Raw genomic sequence first — 18,290 nt, forward strand, 5'->3', positions numbered from 1 at the left:
TATGGCGCCGGGTACTTAGGACTTACCCGTGGCGCAGGCCAGGGCCGTGTCCGGTCTCTCCAGCAACTCCTTGAGCGGCACGCAAGCATCACGCAGCAACGCTTCATCGAGGCGACATGCAGTTGCGACCAACCGCTTCGCCACCATGAAGTCCGCAGGACGGTTAACCGCCTCCGCGGCAATGACGCATCCATTGCGCAGGTAGAAGGCGATGAAGTTCCGGTCCTGCGGCGTGCCACGCAGCACGCACTGCTCGAAGCCTGCGGACAGGCCCACCATCTGCAGCTTCAGGTCGTATTGATCGGACCAGAACCAAGGCACCGAATGGTTCGGCTTGGGCTTGCCGCACAACGCAGAGGCTGCCGCGCGGGCCTGCTCGAGCGCGTTAGGCACCGACTCCAGCCGCACGAGCCGGCCATACAGCGCATGGTCGTGCACCGTGCAGTCCCCTGCCGCGAAGATGTCAGGGTCGGAGGTAACAGAGAGCGCGTCGACCACGATGCCGCCATCCACAGCCAGCCCTGCCGCCGCCGCTAGTTCGGCGTTGGGCAGCATGCCCACCCCCACCACCACGCAGTCGGCAGGCAGGCGCACGCCGTCGCTACAGACGACCGCAGTAACACGGCCGCTCTCATTGCATTCGAAGCGCTTCACGGCGACACCAGTGCGAATGTCGACGCCCGCCCCTCGGTGCACCGCCGTATAGAACGCCGACATGGCTTCGCCGGTCACCCGCGCCAGCACGCGCTGCTGCGCCTCCAGCACCGTGACGTCGGTGCCCAGCTTGCGCGCCGATGCGGCGACCTCCAGCCCCACGTAGCCGCCACCGATCACGACCAACCGCGTGCCGGGCACGAGTCCCTCACGGATGCTCTGGGCATCGGCCTGCGTGCGCAGCACATGCAGGTTACCCGGCGGGGCCTGCGTATCGAGCCCTTCTGCTACCAGCAGTCGCGGGCGGCCGCCCGTGCACAACGCAAGCTTGGCATAGGGCAGCGCCGAGCCATTGCTCAGCCGCACCGTTTTCTTGCCGCGATCGATCGATGCGACAGACAGGCCGAGACGCACGTCGATGTCGGCCCTCTCATAGGCCTCGCGCGGCCGCATCGACAACGAGTCCGGCGTCGCCGTGCCTTGGAGAAAGGCCTTGGACAGCGGAGGACGGTGGTAGGGCAGATGCGTCTCTTCGCCCAGCAGGACGATCGGCCCAGCCCAGCCGAGTTGGCGTGCGCCGATGGCAAGTTCGGAGCCCGCATTGCCGGCGCCGACGATTAACAAGGTATTGCAAGAATGCATGGTTGCCCCTAGGCTCGACGCGCACGTCGATGTTTATAGTCCGTCCAGACGGACTAATAATAAGGATGCAGACCGCGCATTGCAAGCGGGGCTTCGCTTCTTTTGCCGTCAATAGAATGGAGCGGCCGACGGCGCCGCATCACAACAACCTACAGGCCAGTCATGACACGAGTACGCGCCGACGACTACGACGACAAGAAGCAGTCGATCCTCGACCGCGCCGCCACGTTGTTCGCCCGCAAGGGTTTCGAACTCACCACCATGGTCGAAGTGGCCACCGCCTGCGGGACGTCGAAGTCCCATCTCTACCACTACTTTCCTGGCAAGGAAGATCTGCTGTTCGAGATCGTGCGCGAGCACATCACCGGACAAGCGGCCGAGCTGGCGGGCATCGTAGGCCTGCCGCTGCCGGCCGAGGAGCGTTTCCGGCGCTACGTGAGCGCCTTCGTCGAGCGGGCCGCCCACTCGCGCGACGAGCACCTCGTTTTGGTGAACGACCTCAAATTCCTGCCGCTGGCGCAACGCAGGCAGGTACGAAAGCTCGAGACTCAACTGGTGGACCTGATGATCGGCCTGCTCAAGGAAATCAACCCGAGTCTCATGCTGCCCGACAAGGTGCAAGCGCCCTACGCCATGCTGCTGTTCGGCATGATCATCTGGACTTTCACCTGGTACCGCAAGAGCGGCGCGATCTCGCCGAAGGAACTGGCCGAGCGCATCTCGCAGCTTTTCGTCTACGGCTTCAAGGACAGCGAGTTCAGCACCAAGGCTTGAGCCCATCAGGACGCGACAACGCCCTTGTCGTGCAAGCGACCGAAGGAGGCAGCGTCCAACCCCAGTAATTCGTGCAGCACCTGCGCGGTGTGTTGACCCAGCCGTGGCGCCGGGCCAACCACTTGCCTGGCCATGGCCGAGAAGTCCAGCGGAATGCCCGGTGCCAGCGTTCGACCGATGCCGGGCTGGTCGACGACCGCGAACATGGGGTTGGCCTCGGAGCACGATGGATCGTCGCTTACCAACTGGCCGATGGTTTGGTAGCGACTCCAGCACACGCCGTGGTGGTCGAAGGCGGCCGCGATGTGTTCGAGTCGATGTGCTGCGATCCAGCGGCCCATCTCGCGCGCGATCTCGCTGCGCGCTCGAAAGCGATCGCCCTCCCGCCGCAAATCCAGGCCCAGCTCATCTCCGAGTTGGTGCATCGCATCGCCAAGTCCGGTCGCATCGCACAGCGCGCGCCATTGCTTCCCAGTGAGTCCGACCACCATCACGCGTGCCCCGTCGGCGCAGACAAAGTCGCGGCCGAACGCACCGAAGAGTTCGTTGCCGTGGCGTGCGCGCTGCACGCCCGATTCGGCCTCGGCGATGAAGCCCAGGTGCCCCATGACCGCCAATGCCACGTCTTCCAGCGCCAGTTTCACATGCTGGCCTTCGCCAAACCGGCGCCGATGCCGCTCCGCCGCCAGCAGCCCGACCGCCACCATCTGTCCGGTGATCAAGTCCCAAGCCGGCAGAACGTGGTTCACCACCCCGTCGCTGCATGCCGGACCGGTGATGAACGGCAGACCGATGCGCGCATTGACCGTGTAGTCGACTGCAGACCCGCCATGCCGATCGCCTTGCAGGGTCAATTGGATCAGGTCGCTGCGCTGCAACTTCAACTTGTCGAAGTCGAGCCAGCCGCGCGGCGGGAAGTTGGTGATCAGCATGCCGGCGTCCTCGCCGGGTGCGGCGATCAGCGCCATCGCGAGTTCGCGTCCCTCGGGCGAGGCGATGTTGATCGCCACCGACCGCTTCGATTTGTTCAGACCACTCCAAAGCAGGCTGACGTCTTCCACGTTGACGGGCCAGCGCCGGTGGTCCAGCCCACCACCGATGGCGTCGATACGGATCACGTCCGCCCCCATCTGCGCCAGCGTCATGCCGCCCAAGGGTGCCGCCACGAAGGCGGCAGCCTCGATCACGCGCATGCCGGCCAGGATGCCATTGCCGTTCATGCTCCGGGCGCCAACGCGCCCTCCATCAGGCTGCGCGCCACCACCTTAAGCGCCAACGTCTCTTCCGCACCTTCGAAGATCGACAGCACCCGTGCATCGACGAAAAGCCGGCTCACGGTGCTCTCCTCCGCATAGCCCATGCCGCCGTGGATCTGCAATGCTTCACGTGTGACCAGCTCGGCCGACCTGCAGGCCAGCAACTTCACGAGGCTCGCCTCCATGCGTCCGCCGCCCTGATCGAGCACGCGGCCGATCGCGTAGGCAAGCTGGCGGCAGGCGGCGAAGCGCGCGGCCATCCGCGCAAGCTTGGCCTGGGTGAGCTGATAGTCCGCCAGCGGCGCGCCGAAGACCCGGCGGTCCGCTGCGTATTGCATCGCGGCCTTCAGCGCCGCACGCATCACACCCGAAGCGCGCGCCGCGGTCTGCATACGCCCGCCCATCATGCCCGCCATCGTGAAGTAAAAGCCTTTACCGAGCCCCTCCTTTTCTCCGATGACGTTGGCGTTGGGCACAAAAAAATCCTGGAAAGACAGGTCGAAGGAATGCATGCCGCGGTAGCCGATGGTCGAGATCGCCTTGCCGACGAGGCGACCACCGCCGGACTGCACGAACTCGAAGACATGGCCGTCGTATGACGGTTTTTCAACCAGCAGCAGGCTCAGGCCACGATGCGCTGCTGCGCGATCAGCGTCGGTCCGCGCCACCACCATCAGCAGTTGCGCCTTGCCGGCGAAGGTGCACCAGGTCTTGGCGCCCGTGAGCAGCCAGCCGCCTTCGGTCCGCGTTCCCTTCAGGGCAAGCCCGGCCACGTCGGAGCCGAAATCGGGTTCGGTAATGGCGATCGCGCAAAGCGGATCGCCCATCGCAATCTTCGGCAGCCAGTGCGCCTTCTGGGTTTCAGTACCGCCGGCGAGCAGCGCACGGCTCAGGATTTCGGGGCGCGTGATCAGGCTGCCAGCGGCGGCCAGCGAGGCCTCCGACAATGCCTCGGTCACCGCCACCATCATCAGCGTGTCCTCCCGATCGTTCGGTGCGCTGCCGCCGTAGCGCTCTGGGATCGACAGGCCGAACACTCCCATGTCGCGCAGAGGCTGGAGCAGCGTCTCTGGCACGGTCAGGTCGTGGCGATGGATTGCTTCTGCCTGCGGCGCGACCACATCGGCCGCAAACCGTCGGAAGGCGTCCTGCGCCATTGCGAGCGGCTCATCTAGCGCCACGCGGCCAATGTCGCCATCAGCTTGAAAGAGCGCGCGACCCGCGCTCTCGAGGGCTTGCGCACTCGACGCCGAGTGACGCAGTTGCGCCCACTCCGGCGCTGCCGCCACAGCCTGAAGCGCGCCCAGGCCCTCGCCTCTCTCTAGGGCCAGCAACTCCAGTCTCGGCAACACCGCTGCGATGGCCTCGACAGCGAAGATCAGCGCGAGCCGCACATCAATCTCGCGCGATTCGGCGTCCAGCCCACCGATGACGGTGTCGGCCGCCAGCAGGTCCGCGCTGGCCCAAGCGAGCTCGAAGCTCTCGACCTGGTGGGCATCCAGGCGGCGCGCATCCAACTGGCCGTTCAGCGCGCACGTCGCAGCCAGCGCGGCAACGCCTTGGTCGAACAGGGGGCGCACGCGCCCCAGGAGGAGCGCGGCGCAATCGATGTCGCGCTGATGCAGATTGCTCATAGTGAATGTCCTCAGTCTGCAACGGACTCGCCGACCAGCATGGCATCGGCTTTCCGTGCCGCTTCGCGGCCCGTGTAGGCACAGGCCTGGGTGCCACCGTCGCCGTAATCCTTGACGGCGTCGCCGACGTGCCACAAATTGTCGAGCGGCGTGTCCTGCGACAAGTCGAAGCCGGCACACGAACGCTGGGCCGGCCAGGCGTCGCGCATCACGCGGATCGAGAGCATCTTCGCTTCGGAAAAGCCCGGGAACTCGTCGCGCAGGTCCTGCAGCGAGGCCTCGATCTCGGCCTTCTCATCGAAGTCGCCGAGTGCGGGCTTGGGCACCGCGTAGGCCACATACATGTACCAGCCCGGCGGCGCGAGTTCAGGACAGGTGGCCGTGAGCTCACCCATATTGCACAGGCGGCGCGTCTTGCCGAACGTCAGCAGGCCGGGCACGTCGACCAGGCGCTGCTGCGTTGCGAAGTTGATCACGATGTTGGCGGCGGGCTTGGGTGATTGCTTGGCGTGCGCCACGTAATCGTGGCCAAAGGCCTCACCACCTGGCAGCGACACGGTTGCAGTCGGGCCGATGTTGCTGATCACCGTACGGGTCTGGATACGGCGCGCCACTCCATCCTGCACGACGTCGAGCGCCGTCACCCGGCCGTCGGCCGCATGCAACGCCGTCACCGGCGCATTCAGCCAGACCTCGCCACCACGTTGGCGGATGCCGTCGGCCAGATCGTTCCAGAGGCCGATGGTGCCGCGCGGGCAGAAGCCGAACCGTTTGAAAGCGCCCTTCACGGCGAAATAGGTCAGAAAAGCCCGCGCCGGCAGTTCTTCGGAATTGACCGCGAAGATCGCCGCGCAGAGGTTGCGGAAGATGGCGTGCACAGTATCGTTCTTCGTGTACTGGGCGAGCCATTCCTGCGTCGTGAGCTTGGCCTCTGGCAGGTCGCCGGCGCGGGCATCGGCGAACTTGTTGCCGATCTTCGCAGCCTGCTTGGTAAAGCCGCCGAGCAGCATGCCCCAGCCGCCCTTGGCCACGTTGATCACCTTTCGGTCGATGTAGAACACGGTCGCGGGGCTGGGCTCGCGCAGATCCAGCGGCACTCCGACCTGCGCGAAGGTCTCCTCGAACACGCCGCCCAGTTCGATGGCGATGGCGCCGATGTTGACGGTAAAACCATCGATCTGCTCGCTCGATGCACGGCCGCCGACGCGGTCGCGGCTCTCCACCACCAGCACCTTCCTGCCGGCGGCCACCAGCCGCGCAGCGGCGCACAGGCCTCCAGCACCGGCGCCGATGACGACGGTGTCATAAACATCGCTGCTGCTACCGGGATTCGAAATGGACGGGGTCACGAAGTCTCCTTGGATGATTTGGAAATGTTCAAGGTTTCAGCGCAGCGCTTCGGGCGTGCGCAGCGAAAGGCCGAGGCTGACCCTGCGCACCAGCCACGCACTGGGGCGGTAGCGCGAGTCACCGGTGGCTTCCTGCATGCCGCGCAGGATCGCCAGCACCTTGTCGCCTCCGAGCGCATCGCCCCAGCTCAGCGGGCCTTGTGGGTAGCCCAGGCCGAGCCGCACCGCATCCTCGATGTCCTCGATCGATGCGATGCCACGCTGTGCGATGTTGGCCGCGATGTTGACGATGGTCGCAAGCACACGCTGCGCGATGAAGCCGGGACTGTCGTTGATCACGGTGGCGGCAACGCCGTCGCTCGTGAGCAGCGCCAGCGCGGCGTCGCGCATCGCCGGCGTGGTGCTCGCAGTCAGCATCAGCGTGCGGTGCCGGCCGAAGCCCGGCAGCGGATCGATCGCGACGCAGCGCGAGGCCTCCAGCCCCAGGTCGATCGCGGTGCTCGTGGCATCCCTGCCCCAGGCCTGAACGAGCAGCAGAGCACTCCCGTCGGGCGCATCGGACAAGCGCGCGCCCGCGCGTTCAACCAGAGCTGCAATGTCGGAACGATCGGGCGCCTGCGGGTCGATCCAGACGTCGAGGCCGACAGGAAGCGCTGGCACCGCACGCACCGGCGCGACGACCTTCCTGTCGCCGTCGTAGACATACCAGCCGGCACCGCTCTTGCGGCCGAACAGCCCGGCCGCCACGCGCGGCGCGACCAGCGACGAAGGCCGAAAGCGCGCCTCGTGCTGGAATTGCTCGTAGATCGAGGCCATCACCTTGCTCGACACATCCAGGCCTGTCAGATCCAGCAGTTCGAACGGACCCATGCGAAAGCCCGCAGCGCCACGCAGCACGTCGTCGACCTCCGCCGGCGACGCGACCTGCTCCTCGACGATGCGCAGGCCTTCGGTGTAGAGGCCGCGGCCTGCATGGTTGACGAGAAAGCCAGGCTGGTCGGCGGTGACGACCGCGCGATGGCCTGCGCCTTCGACCAGCGCACGCAAGGTGGCGATCGTTTCGGGCGAAGTGCGAACCGCAGCGATCACCTCGGCGACCTTCATCAGCGGCACCGGGTTGAAGAAGTGCAGTCCGGCCACACGCTGTGGATGCGCGCAGGCGGCGGCGATGTCGGCCACCGTCAGCGAGGAGGTGTTGCTCGCGAGCAGGGCCGTCGGCGCGACCACGGTTTCCAATGCACGATAGAGCTGCTGCTTGATGCCGAGGTCCTCGACGATGGCCTCGATCACGACGTCGCAGGACGCGAGTCCCGCCATGTCGCTGCAAGCGCTCATCCGGCTGCGGACGCGCTCGAAGTCCTCGGCGCTCAGCCGGCCCCTCTCGACGCTGCGGCCGATCATGCCGCTCACGAAGTCGATGGCCCTGGCAGCGGAGCCTTCGGCCGCGTCGAAGCAGCGCACCTCGTGTCCGGCCTGCGCGAACAACTGCATAATGCCGCGGCCCATGGTGCCGGCGCCGACGACGCCGATGGTGTGGAGGGTTCTGGAAGACATGAATAGGTTCCGTAGAGGCTTCAGCGCCCGGTGAACTCGGGCTTGCGCTTGTCGAGGAAGGCTCGCATGCCTTCACGCTTGTCGGCCGTGTCGAACAGCAGCAGGAACTCGCGGTTCTCGAGGGCGAGCGCGATGTCCAGCGGCAGGGCCGCGCCCTGATGCAGCACGCGCCGAGTGGCCGCAACGGCCTTCGGCGGCATGCGCGCGGCCTTGCGCGCCAATGCCACGGCACGCGCGAGCGCTTCACCGCCGGCACTGAGCTCGGCCACCAAACCGAGTTGGTAGGCACGTTCGCCCGTCAGCATCTCGCCGGTCAGCAACAGCATGCTGGCCACCGGCCGGCCCACCGCACGCAGCAGCCGCTGCGTGCCCCCGGCGCCGGGCATGATGCCCACCGCCAGTTCGGGCTGGCCGAACCGTGCGCTGGCATCGGCGACGATGAAGTCGCACATCATCGCGAGCTCGCAGCCCGCGCCCAGCGCGAAGCCGCTCACCGCTGCGATCACGGGCTTGGCGCTTCGCGCTACCGGCGCCCAGTACTGCCCGAGGTCCAATTCGGCAACCTCTTGCGCGCCCTTGTCCACCAACAGGTTCAGGTCGGCGCCCGCCGCGAACACCGTGAGGCTTCCGGTGATGACGATGGCGCGCACATCCGGTTCCGCCTGCAGCGCCGTCACCGCGTCGGCGATGGCGCGACGCATGGCGAGGTCTAGCGCATTGCGCTTTTCGGGCCGGTCGAGGGTAACGATGCCCACCGCGCCATCGCGCTCGACGCGCACGGGCGCACCTGCATCGGGCGACGCTGTGGAGCCCGTCACGACACGGCTCCGGGCAGAGCGATGAAGTCGGCCTCGCGCTTGTCGCGAAAGGCCGCGAAGCCCTCCTTGAATTCGCGGCCGAGCAGGCAGACGACCTGATCAGCCTCTTCCCGCGCCAGCTCGGCGTCGAGCGATCCAGACACGTTGTTCAGCCGGTTCTTCATGCGCACGAAGGCGTCGCTCGGCAAGCGCGCGGCCTCGATCGCGCGACGCACGGCCTCATCCATCACCTGGTCATCATTGACCAGGACATCGGCCAGACCGATGCGCTCGGCCTCCGGGCCGGTCACGGCCGCACCTGCAGTCAGGATGCGACGTGCCGCGGGCAAGCCCACGCGGCGCGGCAGGGTCAAGAGCTGCCCCCAGTCGGGTGCGAGGCCCAGCCTCAGAAAGGGGAACAGGATCTTCGTGCCTTTGCCGACCACGATCTGGTCGCCCAACAGCGCCAGACCGATCGCCGCACCGGCGCCGATGCCCTCGATCGCGCTCACCACAGGCAGGCGCAGTTCAGCGACCAGCCTGCACAGGCCATGGATGTGCTGCAGCCGCTCGCGTGCGCCGGCCTCATCGAGGCCGACCATGGTTGGCAGGTCGCCACCTGCGGAGAACACGCCTGCCACGCCGCCGAATACCAGCGCACGTACGTCGGTCTGCGTGCGCAGCGCAAGCAACGCTTCGACCAGCGCCTGCCGCACCGCATGGTCAATTGCGTTTCGCTTGTCGGGCCGGTTGATGCGCAGGCGCGCCACCTGCGGCGCCGGGCGGTCGAGCAGGACCACTCCGCCGGATGTCATAGTTGAGTTCATCTCGATTGTTCTCCGGCGTGTGCAGGGCCCACGCAACACGCCTCAATTGACCATGCGAACGTGCCGATCCCAGTAGGGCTCGCGTAGCTTGTTTTTCAGGATTTTCCCGGCAGCCGACAGTGGTAATTCCTCGCGCAGCTCAACGCTGCGCGGGCATTTGTAGCCGGCGATCAGCGTCTTGCAGTGCGCGATCAATGCGCTCTGGTCGATCTCTGCACCCGGTCGGACCACGACCACCGCATGGACGGACTCTCCCCATTTCTCGCACGGGATTCCGATGACAGCGCAAGAGGCGACCGCGGGATGTTTGAGCACGGCGTTCTCGACCTCGGCCGAGTACACGTTCTCACCGCCGCTGACGATCATGTCTTTCATGCGATCGACGATGAAGATGAAACCATCCTCGTCCATGTAGGCACCGTCGCCGGAATGGACCCATCCGTCGCGCAATGTCTTGCTCGTCTCGGAAGGCTTGTTCCAGTAACCCAGCATGGCCGACATGCCGCGTGCAGCGATCTCTCCAACCGCACCACGCTCGACTTCGGCGCCGTCAGCATCAACGATCTTGACCTCGGACATCGCTGCGGCACGCCCCGCCGACCGCAACTTGCCCAGCGCACGCCCCTCGAGCGTGTGGTAGTACGGGGGCAGGAAGCTCACGCAACCGGCAAGTTCCGTCATGCCATAGCCCTGCATCAGCGAAATGCTCGGAAACGCCGCCGTGGTGCGGTCGAGAAGACTTTCTGAGATCGGCGATGCGCCGTACACAAGGAATCGCAAGCTGCTGAGGTCATGGCGCGGAAAGTCCGCGTGGTCCAGCACCATCTGGATCATGGTTGGCACCAGCAGCGTGTCGGTCACTCTCTCTCGTGCCACTGCCTCCATGAAGCACAGGGCGGTGAATGACGGGATCAGCACATGTGTGCCGCCCGCGATGAACTGCCAGAACACGCCCATCGCACCGGCCAGATGGAAGATCGGGGCCGCGTGAAGGTAGACGGGGCCCACCGACTGACCGAGCGCCAAGCGATTCAATGCGGAGCCCATCATGCTTTCATGCGACAGCATGACGCCTTTGGGAAAACCGGTGGTGCCGCCGGTATAGAACACCGCAGCCAGGTCCTGGCCGGCGGCCCGCACATCCTCGACCGGCGCGGCGGCCGCCACCAGGCCTTCGGCGTCGCGAGTACCCGCAGGGCACGCAGCCTCGCCCAGGTAAACGATGTCGCGCAACGTGGTGGCTTCCGCGCGGATCGCTTCAAGTAATGGCAAGTGTGCGTCGTCCACGAACAGCAGCACGCTCTCACAGTCGTTGAACGAATAGGCCAGTTCTTTCGCGCTCCAACGAGTGTTGGCGGGATTGATGGCCGCGCCAATCCAGAGCACCGCGAGATAGACCTCAAGGTAGCGGTCGGAATTCAGCGCGAGGATCGCGACGCGGTCGCCCTGCTCCACGCCGAGGGTGCGCATGGCACCGGCAAGCCGGCTTACACGCTCGAACAGCGCACGGTAACTCTGCCGCCGGTTGCCGAAGACGGTGGCGGTGCGATCGGGGTGCTGTTGCAATGCACGGTGAATGCACTGGGTGAGGCTCACGGACATGAGGGCTCCTGGCTCTCAGGCGCCTTCGCGCCCGACGATTGACACCGAGCACACGTTCTGCGAGGGCTGGCCGCCCAGGTTGTGAGTGAGACCGACTTTCGGATCGCCCAACTGGCGCGCGCCAGCCCTGCCCTGCAGTTGCAGGTACATCTCGTAGAGCATGCGGATACCGCTGGCGCCTATCGGATGCCCAAAGCACTTGAGGCCACCGTCGATTTGGCAGGGAATGCGGCCCTCGGCATCGAAATGGCCGTCGAGCACGTCGCGCACCGCACCACCGTCTTCCGAGAGGCCCAGGTCTTCCATCGTCACGAGTTCGGTGATCGAGAAGCAGTCGTGCACCTCGGTCATGCTGATCTGCTCGCGCGGCCGGGTGATGCCTGCCTCGGCATAGGCCTTGCGCGCAGCGATCCGCGCGGTGTGCACGTAGCTGCCGTCCCATTCGTTGGAGTGCATCTCCCAGCCGTTGGAGACCGCGACTTGCAGCGCCTTGAAGGTCACCAAATCGCGCTTGCCGAGGCTGCGTGCGATCTCGGGCGTGGTCACGATCACAGCCGCCGCGCCGTCAGACACGCCCGCGCAGTCGTAAAGGCCCAAAGGCTGCGCGATCATCGGCGCCTTCAACACCTGCTCCTCGGTCACGGCCTGCTGGAAATGCGCTTTGGGGTTCTTCGCACCGTTGGCGTGGCTCTTGATCGACACGTGCGCGATCGCGCGCTTGAGCAGAGCCGCGTCGACGCCGTGCTTGCGCTGGTATGCACTGGCGAGCTGAGCGAAGTTCGCCGGCGCCACCGCGTTGGGGTACCACTGCGGGATGTAGGTACCGACGGTGGCCACCGGCAGGCCGCCGTAACCAGTGTCCTTGAGCTTCTCCACGCCGAGCGCGAGCGCGATGTCGCAGGCGCCTGCCGCCACCGCGTAGACCGCGGCGCGGATCGCCTCCGAGCCGCCAGCGCAAAAGTTCTCGACGCGGGTCACGCCGATATTGGGCAGGCGCAGCGCGATGCCCATCGGCGTGCCGCCGCGGCCCACGCCCACGTCGTCCATATGGGTCGAGAACCAGGCGGCATCGAGCTGCTCGGGTTCGATGCCCGCGTCGGCCATCGCCTCGCTATAGGCCTCGACCATGAGATCTTCAGGGCTCGCGTCCCAGCGCTCGCCGAACTTGCTGCAGCCCATGCCAAGAATGGCGACCTTGTCCTTGATGCCTGTGGCCATATGGTGCTCCTGGTGTCAGGCCGTTGCGGCCGAAGATTCAGTGGGGGAAGAAGAAGGCGTGCGCACCGGCGTGGCCTTCCAGAAGTAGCGGGTGAAGCCGCGCAGTTCGTCGATGTCTTTGATGCGGAACACCATCTCGACCTCGGTGCCGGTGTCAATGTCGCCCTGGGCCACGTCGGTGAACTCCATCAGGATGCGACCACCGCCGTCGAAGTCGACCTGCCCGTAGTGGTGCGGCGGCGAACGGTGGAAGGACAGCGACTCGGCTGACCAGCTCAGCACACGTCCGCGGCGCTCGGCCAGCTTGTAAGGCTTCTGCGTGTCCTGCAGCGGCCTACCCTGGTCGTGCGACAGGCGCGACGGTGGGAAGTGCACCGAACCCGTGACCTCACACCGGCCCGCGACCAACCCGAGGATGGCAGCCTTGTGACGGTAGGCGGTGCTCAGCGCCGTCTTGCGATCCTGCTCGCCGCGCATGCCGCGCTCCAGCCGCAATTGCTCCTTGAACGACAGGAACTTGGTGTAGTTGTGCTCCTCCACGCCGGTGGCGAGCTGGCTACTCACGCCCTTCACCGGGCGGAACGAGCCGATCGCGTCGGTAACCCGGAACAGCACCGCCTGCGCGCCGCTGCCGAACTGCGCGACGAGGATCAACTGGCTGGGACGGGCGCGTTCGAGCACCTGCGCGAGCAGCAGTAGCGCATGCGGCACACCGGTCTCTCCGACCTGAGCGGCCAGCGCGTCGACTACCGCCTCGGCGCGGATGCCGCAGCGTCTTGCCAGTTGCAAATCCATCTTCTGGAAGGTGCTCGGGAAGATGAAGTGGTCGATCTTCTCCGCCTCGACGCCGGCCTCGGCGAGCGCCGTGGCGATGGCACGCGGCACCAGCTTGCCGATGCCCTCGTCGCGCACCCAGCGCTCCTCCCACGCATAGTCGATGTCCTCGCCGGTCGTGCGGAAGTGGTCGATGAAGTCGACCGACAGCGTGCCCGCCCCCAGGTACTCGGCGATGACCTGGCCGGAGCCGACGAGCAGAGCGGCCGCGCCGTCGCCGAAGTCCAGTTCCTGCGAGCTCGCGGCGCGGGTCTTGCGATGGTCAGAGGCCACGACCAACGCGTCGCCACCGCCGGTGCGGACCCGGGCCATCGCCTGGGTCAGCGCCGACAGCGCCGAGCGCTGCGAGCCGCCCATGTCGATCGCTTCGACGTCCTCGCGCAGGGTCAGCGCTTCGCAGACCACCCCGGCATTCAACCGTTCCACATAGGGCAGCGTGGTCGAGGCCAGCAGCACGCTGCGCACATGGCTGCGGTCCTCGCTAGCGCCCAGGCAGTCGCGCGCTGCGGCCACCGCCATGGTGATGCTGTCCTCATCCCAGTTGCTCATGCTGCGCGTGCCCTTGGCCTTGCCGGCCAGATGCGGTGCATACCAAGCGTTGGCCTCGACCACCGCGCGGCGGGCGAGCCTCAAGCGCGGCACGTAGCCGCCGTATCCAGTGATACCGAACATCGTCAGGGACCTTTTGTGATGGGTGGGAAAACAGGTGCGTCCGTTTGCAGATGCAGCCGCAGGAAGCGGCCGATGGACTGCAAGGCTTCACGCGCTTCTTCGAGTTCGCGAGGGAACTGCTGGAATACATGGACCATGTCCTTCCAGACTTCCAGCTCGACCTGCACGCCAGTCGCTCGCGCCTTGTCCGCGAACAAGGTCGAATCGCTCAGCACCGTCTCGCGATCGCCGACCTGTATCAGCAACGGGGGCAGATCGTGCAGGTCAGCCAGCAATGGCGATGCGAGCGGATCGCAAGGGTCGCCGTGCGCACCCAGGTAATTGCGCGCCATCGCCAGAATCATCGGGCGCTGGTGGATCGGGTCGACCGCCCGGCGAGTCTCGTAGCTCTGCCCCATCGCCGTCAGATCGGTCCAGGCCGACATCAGCACGACAGCAGCCGGCAGCGGCTGCCCGGTATTGCGTCGCGCCAGCACCGTCGACAGCGCGAGGCCGCCCCCGGCCGAGTCTCCACCAAGCGCGATGTCGCTCGCCTCCAGGCCCTGGGAAAGTAGCCAATCAAAGGCCGCACAGGAGTCGCCGAGCGCAGCAGGAAAGAGATGTTCGGGCGCCAGTCGGTAGTCCAGGCCCAGCACGCGACAACCCGCAGCAGCCGAAATGCACGCCATCAGTTCCAAATGCGACCGGCTCGAACCCACCTGGAAGCCGCCGCCGTGGAAGTACAGCAGCACCTTGCCGGGATTGGCGCCGGGCGCCGCCACCCACTGTCCGGGCACCCCCCCCGCGACCACGGGCGCGACCAGGGCCGGCACGGTATCCACGCCAAACAGCGCATCCCAGTCCTCGCGCATCTGCGCGACCGTGGTGTCGCGGCCCCAACTGCGGTAGACCTTCTTCACGCGTGCGATGACCGCCTCGACCGGCTTCACTGCGATGTCGGTGTTGTCTCTCATTGCCCGCACCCCATGCCGCCGGACACGCCCAGCGTCTCGCCGGTGATGAAGCCGGCATCGTCGGACACCAGGAACGCGACGGCTGCGGCCACCTCGTCAGGCGTGCCGAGACGGCCGGCCAGCGTGGCGCCGCGCATGGCGGCCAGCAAGCTGTCGCCGCCCTGCGCCACCGCCTGCCGCAGCAAGGGCGTGTCGATCGGACCCGGAGCGATCACGTTGGCGGTGATGCCCTTCGATCCGTTCTCACGCGCGATCGACTTGGTGAAGGCAATCACACCGCCCTTGGCCGCCGCATAGACTGCACCACCACGCGACCCCATTCGACCAGCTTCCGAGGCGATGTTGACAATGCGCCCGAAGCCCGCCACCTGCATCGCCGGCAGAGCCGCGTGCGTAGTGGCGAAGACCGACTCCAGATTGACCGCGAGCAGCATCCGCCACTCGTCGATGCCTGTCTTCGTGAAGAAGGCATGCTGGTCCATGCCGGCGTTGTTGACGAGGATGTCGAACGGACCCTCTACTAGCAACACCTCCCGCACGCGGGCGAGTTGCGTGACGTCGAGCTGCACAGCAGTCGCGCCGATGTCGGCGGCCACCCGCTTGGCGGCTTCGAGGTCCAGATCGGCGATCGTGACGTCGATGCCGTCCGCAGCAAGGCGCCGCACGATGGCCTCGCCGATGCCCTTGGCACCGCCCGTCACGACGGCACGCCGGCCCGCTGGACTGTGAGGATGGTTCATGATCAACGCCCCGTGAACTTCGGTGCGCGCTTCTCGATGACGGCCGACAGGCCCTCGAGCGCGTCCTTCATGCCTGCCAGGATGGCTTGCGTGTGGTTTTCCTCCGGCATGCAGGCATCGACACCCGTGCCCAAGCCGTTCCACATCAGCCGCTTGGTGGCGGCGAGTGCGGCGGGCGCACCCGCGGCGAGTTGCTGCGCCAACGCCAGTGCCTCGGCGAGGATCTGGTCGTCGGCCACCACGCGGGTGATCAGCCCCATCTTCAGCGCCTCGGCCGCATCGATCACCGGGTTGAGCATGACGATCTCCATCGCCTTGCGAAAGCCCACAAGCTGGGTCAGCGTGACGGTGACGCCCGCATCGGGCACCATGGCCACGCGCGTCGCGCCGGCAAGAAACTTAGACGAGACGCCCGCAACGACCATGTCGGACGAGCACACCAGCCCCATGCCGCCACCGCCCGCCGCAAAGCCCTGCACGGCGGTCACGACCGGTGCGTTGAGCTTCATCAGCAGCGCCACGACGATCTGCAGGTACGAGGTCGCCATGCGGATGTAGTCAGGCAGTGCCTCGCCTTTCGACAGGAAGGTGTGCACGTTGCCGCCGGCACAGAAGTGCTTGCCCTCTCCGCTCAGCAGCACCGCTCGCACGCGGCCGTCGCCGTGCACCTGCATGACGACCTCGTGCAGCGCCTTGAGCAGCGCCATGTCGAGGCCGTTGGATGAATCGGCACGGTTCAGGCGGATGTGCGCCACGCCGTCGGCATGAAGGTCCAGCAGTGCCGGCCCCTCGGCGACGAGGGCGATGATTGTCTTGTCTTCACTCATTGTTGTTTTCCTTGTAGCAAGGGGACGGCATCGGCTGTGTGGCTCCGGCTCAGATCAGGAAAGCCATCGAATAGAGCGCCGTCTCGTTGTTGACCAGGACCACCTTCTTCAGCGCCATCAGCAGGCCGCCCTCGCCCCGGCGCAGCCTGTATTCGTTGCGCGAAGCCCAGACCGTGTCGCCACGAACGCTCGACTCGAACACCATCGCGTTGGAAGTCGCGCGAATCTGGTCGCCGTCCCTCTCCAGGATCTCGATGTTCGAGACAATGCGGCGCAGGCGCGAACGCGGCGTCTGGCTGAAGCGTTTCCCAGTGTGGAATTGCCGGATGCGCAACGCGATGCGCGAGCGGTTGTCGTAGACGATCGACATCTCATTCTCCGGATCGGTGCCTTCGCCGTTTGCCGGAATCCAGTAGATGCCGTCGTCGCTCCACAGGGCTTCCCATTCGTCGTAGGCGTGATCGTCTTGGAGACGCGCCTCGCGGTAGATGAACTGGGTGACTTCCTCGAGCAGGCCGCGGTCATTCACTTCCTGTTGCATCACGCAGCCTCCATCATCGAGCGGTAGTGGCGCCAGATGCCGCGCGAGGGCGTCTCGTCGGTGGCGTCACCGATCAGGTGGCCGTTCTCGTCGGTGCGCTCGCGGTGAATGCCCCGGCCGAGGAAGAGCCATTCAGGATTGCTCGCCTGCACCCCGAGCTGCGTGCGCTCGTACATCTCCGCATCGTCGGCCAGCAGGAAACCGGCCGGTCCGACAGAGCCCATGGTCTGCTGCCGCATGCGCCGATTGAGGTCCGGTGCGCCCTTGAATTGCAGTGCCGTCACATGCTGCACCGTCTCGTTGAGCGCCAGCGGCTGGATGACGAAGAGCTGGATCTCCGCGATGAACAAGTTCGGGAAGATCATCGTGTGCGGCGTGCCGTCGATCATGATCTCGCGCGCCTTGTCAATGCCATAGGTCGTGTTCATGCTCGCCACGTAGGCGGGCAGACGCTCGGCCGTCGTGTTGAACCAGCTCATGGGAATGTCGCGCTTGCGGAATTCAGGGCGCAGGTCGTTCTCGGAATGGCCATTGCCCATGTAGCGCGAGACGGCGGTGGAGTCGCTGCTGTAGAGCGAACCGATGCCGCTCTGCGCCACCTCGAAAATCGAGGCATGCACGAAGGACGGGTGGTACCCGTCGGTCTCGTTCTCGACCAGGAACTTCCAGTTCGATTTGACCTTATGCTTGAGAAAACCCGCGGTGATCTCGACCTCGCCTTCGGGTGAATTCAGGCAGAGCAGGTCAATTGAATCTTTGGCGGCTCCCAGGTGCTCAAGCAGTGTCGGACCTTCGTCGGCGAAGGAGCCGAACACGAAGCCCTTGTAAGAAGCCACGCGCGCAACACGGCCGAGCCCAAGCTCGGAGCGGTCGGCACCCTCGTAGCCCGACGGGAACGGATAACCCTTGAGTTGCCCGTCGTTCGCGAAGGTCCAGCCGTGGTACGGGCAGGTAAAGGAGCGCGCGCTGCCCTTCTCGCTCATGCACACGCGGTTGCCACGGTGCGGGCAGCGGTTGTGCAGCAAGTTGATCTTGTTCTCGCGGTCGCGCGTCATGATGATCGGCTCCGGCCCGATCGACTTCATGACGAAGTCGTTGGCCTTCGGAACCTCGCTCTCGTGGCCCACGTAGACCCAGGTGCGGTACCAGATCTTTCGGAGCTCTTCCTGGAAGATGGCAGGGTCGGTGTAGAGCGATCCGTGCACGTGTTCGGGTCGGACCAGTTGGTCCCATATCGGCGCGCGAGCGGCGATGGGCGCGATGGGAATGACGGGGGCGGCGTGATTCAAGGCTTCATCTCCAGACTTCGCTTCAAGCGGCTCGACTGTGGTTGTTCGTAAGGGCCAGTTGCGCAATAATAGTCCGACCGGACGGACTATGTCAAACATCCGCGCAGTTAAAAAACTCAACTTCATC

16 protein-coding genes are annotated in these 18,290 nt (G+C 65.8%); 1 reads left to right on the forward strand and 15 read right to left on the reverse strand.

Annotation, left to right across the window (positions count from 1 at the left end):
• Positions 1-15: 15 nt before the first annotated feature.
• Positions 16-1,296 (reverse strand): FAD-dependent oxidoreductase, encoded by a 1,281-nt coding sequence (locus AAFF27_16140; protein ID XAH21545.1) that lies wholly within the window; start codon positions 1,294-1,296, stop codon positions 16-18.
• 162 nt (positions 1,297-1,458) lie between these two features.
• Here AAFF27_16140 and AAFF27_16145 point away from each other — a divergent pair, with 162 nt between their 5' ends.
• The gene (locus AAFF27_16145) at positions 1,459-2,070 is read left to right on the forward strand and encodes a TetR/AcrR family transcriptional regulator (GenBank protein XAH21546.1); all 612 of its coding nucleotides are present in this window, start codon (positions 1,459-1,461) and stop codon (positions 2,068-2,070) included.
• 5 nt (positions 2,071-2,075) lie between these two features.
• Here the strand turns inward: AAFF27_16145 and AAFF27_16150 are convergent, their stop codons facing one another.
• The 14 genes from AAFF27_16150 to AAFF27_16215 form a co-directional block, all read right to left on the reverse strand.
• Positions 2,076-3,290: a CoA transferase gene (locus AAFF27_16150; GenBank protein ID XAH21547.1), complete on the reverse strand. Its 1,215-nt coding sequence runs from the start codon at positions 3,288-3,290 to the stop codon at positions 2,076-2,078.
• Entirely contained in the window at positions 3,287-4,960 is a 1,674-nt protein-coding gene (locus tag AAFF27_16155; protein ID XAH21548.1) for an acyl-CoA dehydrogenase family protein, read from the reverse strand. The genes AAFF27_16150 and AAFF27_16155 overlap by 4 nt, the downstream gene beginning before the upstream one ends.
• Positions 4,961-4,971: 11 nt before the next feature.
• The gene (locus AAFF27_16160) at positions 4,972-6,309 is read right to left on the reverse strand and encodes an FAD-dependent oxidoreductase (protein XAH21549.1); all 1,338 of its coding nucleotides are present in this window, start codon (positions 6,307-6,309) and stop codon (positions 4,972-4,974) included.
• 36 nt (positions 6,310-6,345) lie between these two features.
• On the reverse strand, positions 6,346-7,863 hold the full coding sequence (locus AAFF27_16165; protein XAH21550.1) for a 3-hydroxyacyl-CoA dehydrogenase: 1,518 nt from the start codon (positions 7,861-7,863) through the stop codon (positions 6,346-6,348).
• A gap of 20 nt (positions 7,864-7,883) precedes the next feature.
• A complete protein-coding gene (locus AAFF27_16170) occupies positions 7,884-8,681 on the reverse strand; it encodes an enoyl-CoA hydratase-related protein (GenBank protein ID XAH21551.1) in 798 nt (265 codons plus the stop codon).
• Entirely contained in the window at positions 8,678-9,460 is a 783-nt protein-coding gene (locus AAFF27_16175) for an enoyl-CoA hydratase/isomerase family protein (GenBank protein XAH21552.1), read from the reverse strand. The genes AAFF27_16170 and AAFF27_16175 overlap by 4 nt, the downstream gene beginning before the upstream one ends.
• Positions 9,461-9,529: 69 nt before the next feature.
• Positions 9,530-11,089, reverse strand: a complete 1,560-nt coding sequence (locus AAFF27_16180) for a long-chain-fatty-acid--CoA ligase (GenBank protein ID XAH21553.1) — start codon at positions 11,087-11,089, stop codon at positions 9,530-9,532.
• Positions 11,090-11,104: 15 nt separating this feature from the next.
• The gene (locus tag AAFF27_16185) at positions 11,105-12,307 is read right to left on the reverse strand and encodes an acetyl-CoA acetyltransferase (protein XAH21554.1); all 1,203 of its coding nucleotides are present in this window, start codon (positions 12,305-12,307) and stop codon (positions 11,105-11,107) included.
• Between the two features lie 15 nt (positions 12,308-12,322).
• Positions 12,323-13,813: an OB-fold domain-containing protein gene (locus tag AAFF27_16190; GenBank protein ID XAH21555.1), complete on the reverse strand. Its 1,491-nt coding sequence runs from the start codon at positions 13,811-13,813 to the stop codon at positions 12,323-12,325.
• Positions 13,814-13,815: 2 nt separating this feature from the next.
• Positions 13,816-14,766, reverse strand: coding sequence for an alpha/beta hydrolase (locus AAFF27_16195; protein ID XAH21556.1), 951 nt, complete (start codon positions 14,764-14,766; stop codon positions 13,816-13,818).
• A complete protein-coding gene (locus tag AAFF27_16200; protein XAH21557.1) occupies positions 14,763-15,506 on the reverse strand; it encodes an SDR family oxidoreductase in 744 nt (247 codons plus the stop codon). Before AAFF27_16200 ends, AAFF27_16195 begins: the two co-directional genes overlap by 4 nt.
• Positions 15,507-15,508: 2 nt before the next feature.
• Positions 15,509-16,333 carry an enoyl-CoA hydratase-related protein gene (locus AAFF27_16205; protein XAH21558.1) on the reverse strand — a complete coding sequence of 275 codons (825 nt, stop codon included), beginning with the start codon at positions 16,331-16,333 and terminating at the stop codon, positions 15,509-15,511.
• A gap of 49 nt (positions 16,334-16,382) precedes the next feature.
• Positions 16,383-16,874, reverse strand: coding sequence for an aromatic-ring-hydroxylating dioxygenase subunit beta (locus tag AAFF27_16210; protein ID XAH21559.1), 492 nt, complete (start codon positions 16,872-16,874; stop codon positions 16,383-16,385).
• Positions 16,874-18,163: an aromatic ring-hydroxylating dioxygenase subunit alpha gene (locus tag AAFF27_16215; protein ID XAH21560.1), complete on the reverse strand. Its 1,290-nt coding sequence runs from the start codon at positions 18,161-18,163 to the stop codon at positions 16,874-16,876. Before AAFF27_16215 ends, AAFF27_16210 begins: the two co-directional genes overlap by 1 nt.
• Positions 18,164-18,290 lie beyond the last annotated feature (127 nt).

It is taken from the genome of Xylophilus sp. GW821-FHT01B05 (assembly GCA_038961845.1).
Taxonomy (GTDB): domain Bacteria; phylum Pseudomonadota; class Gammaproteobacteria; order Burkholderiales; family Burkholderiaceae_C; genus Xylophilus.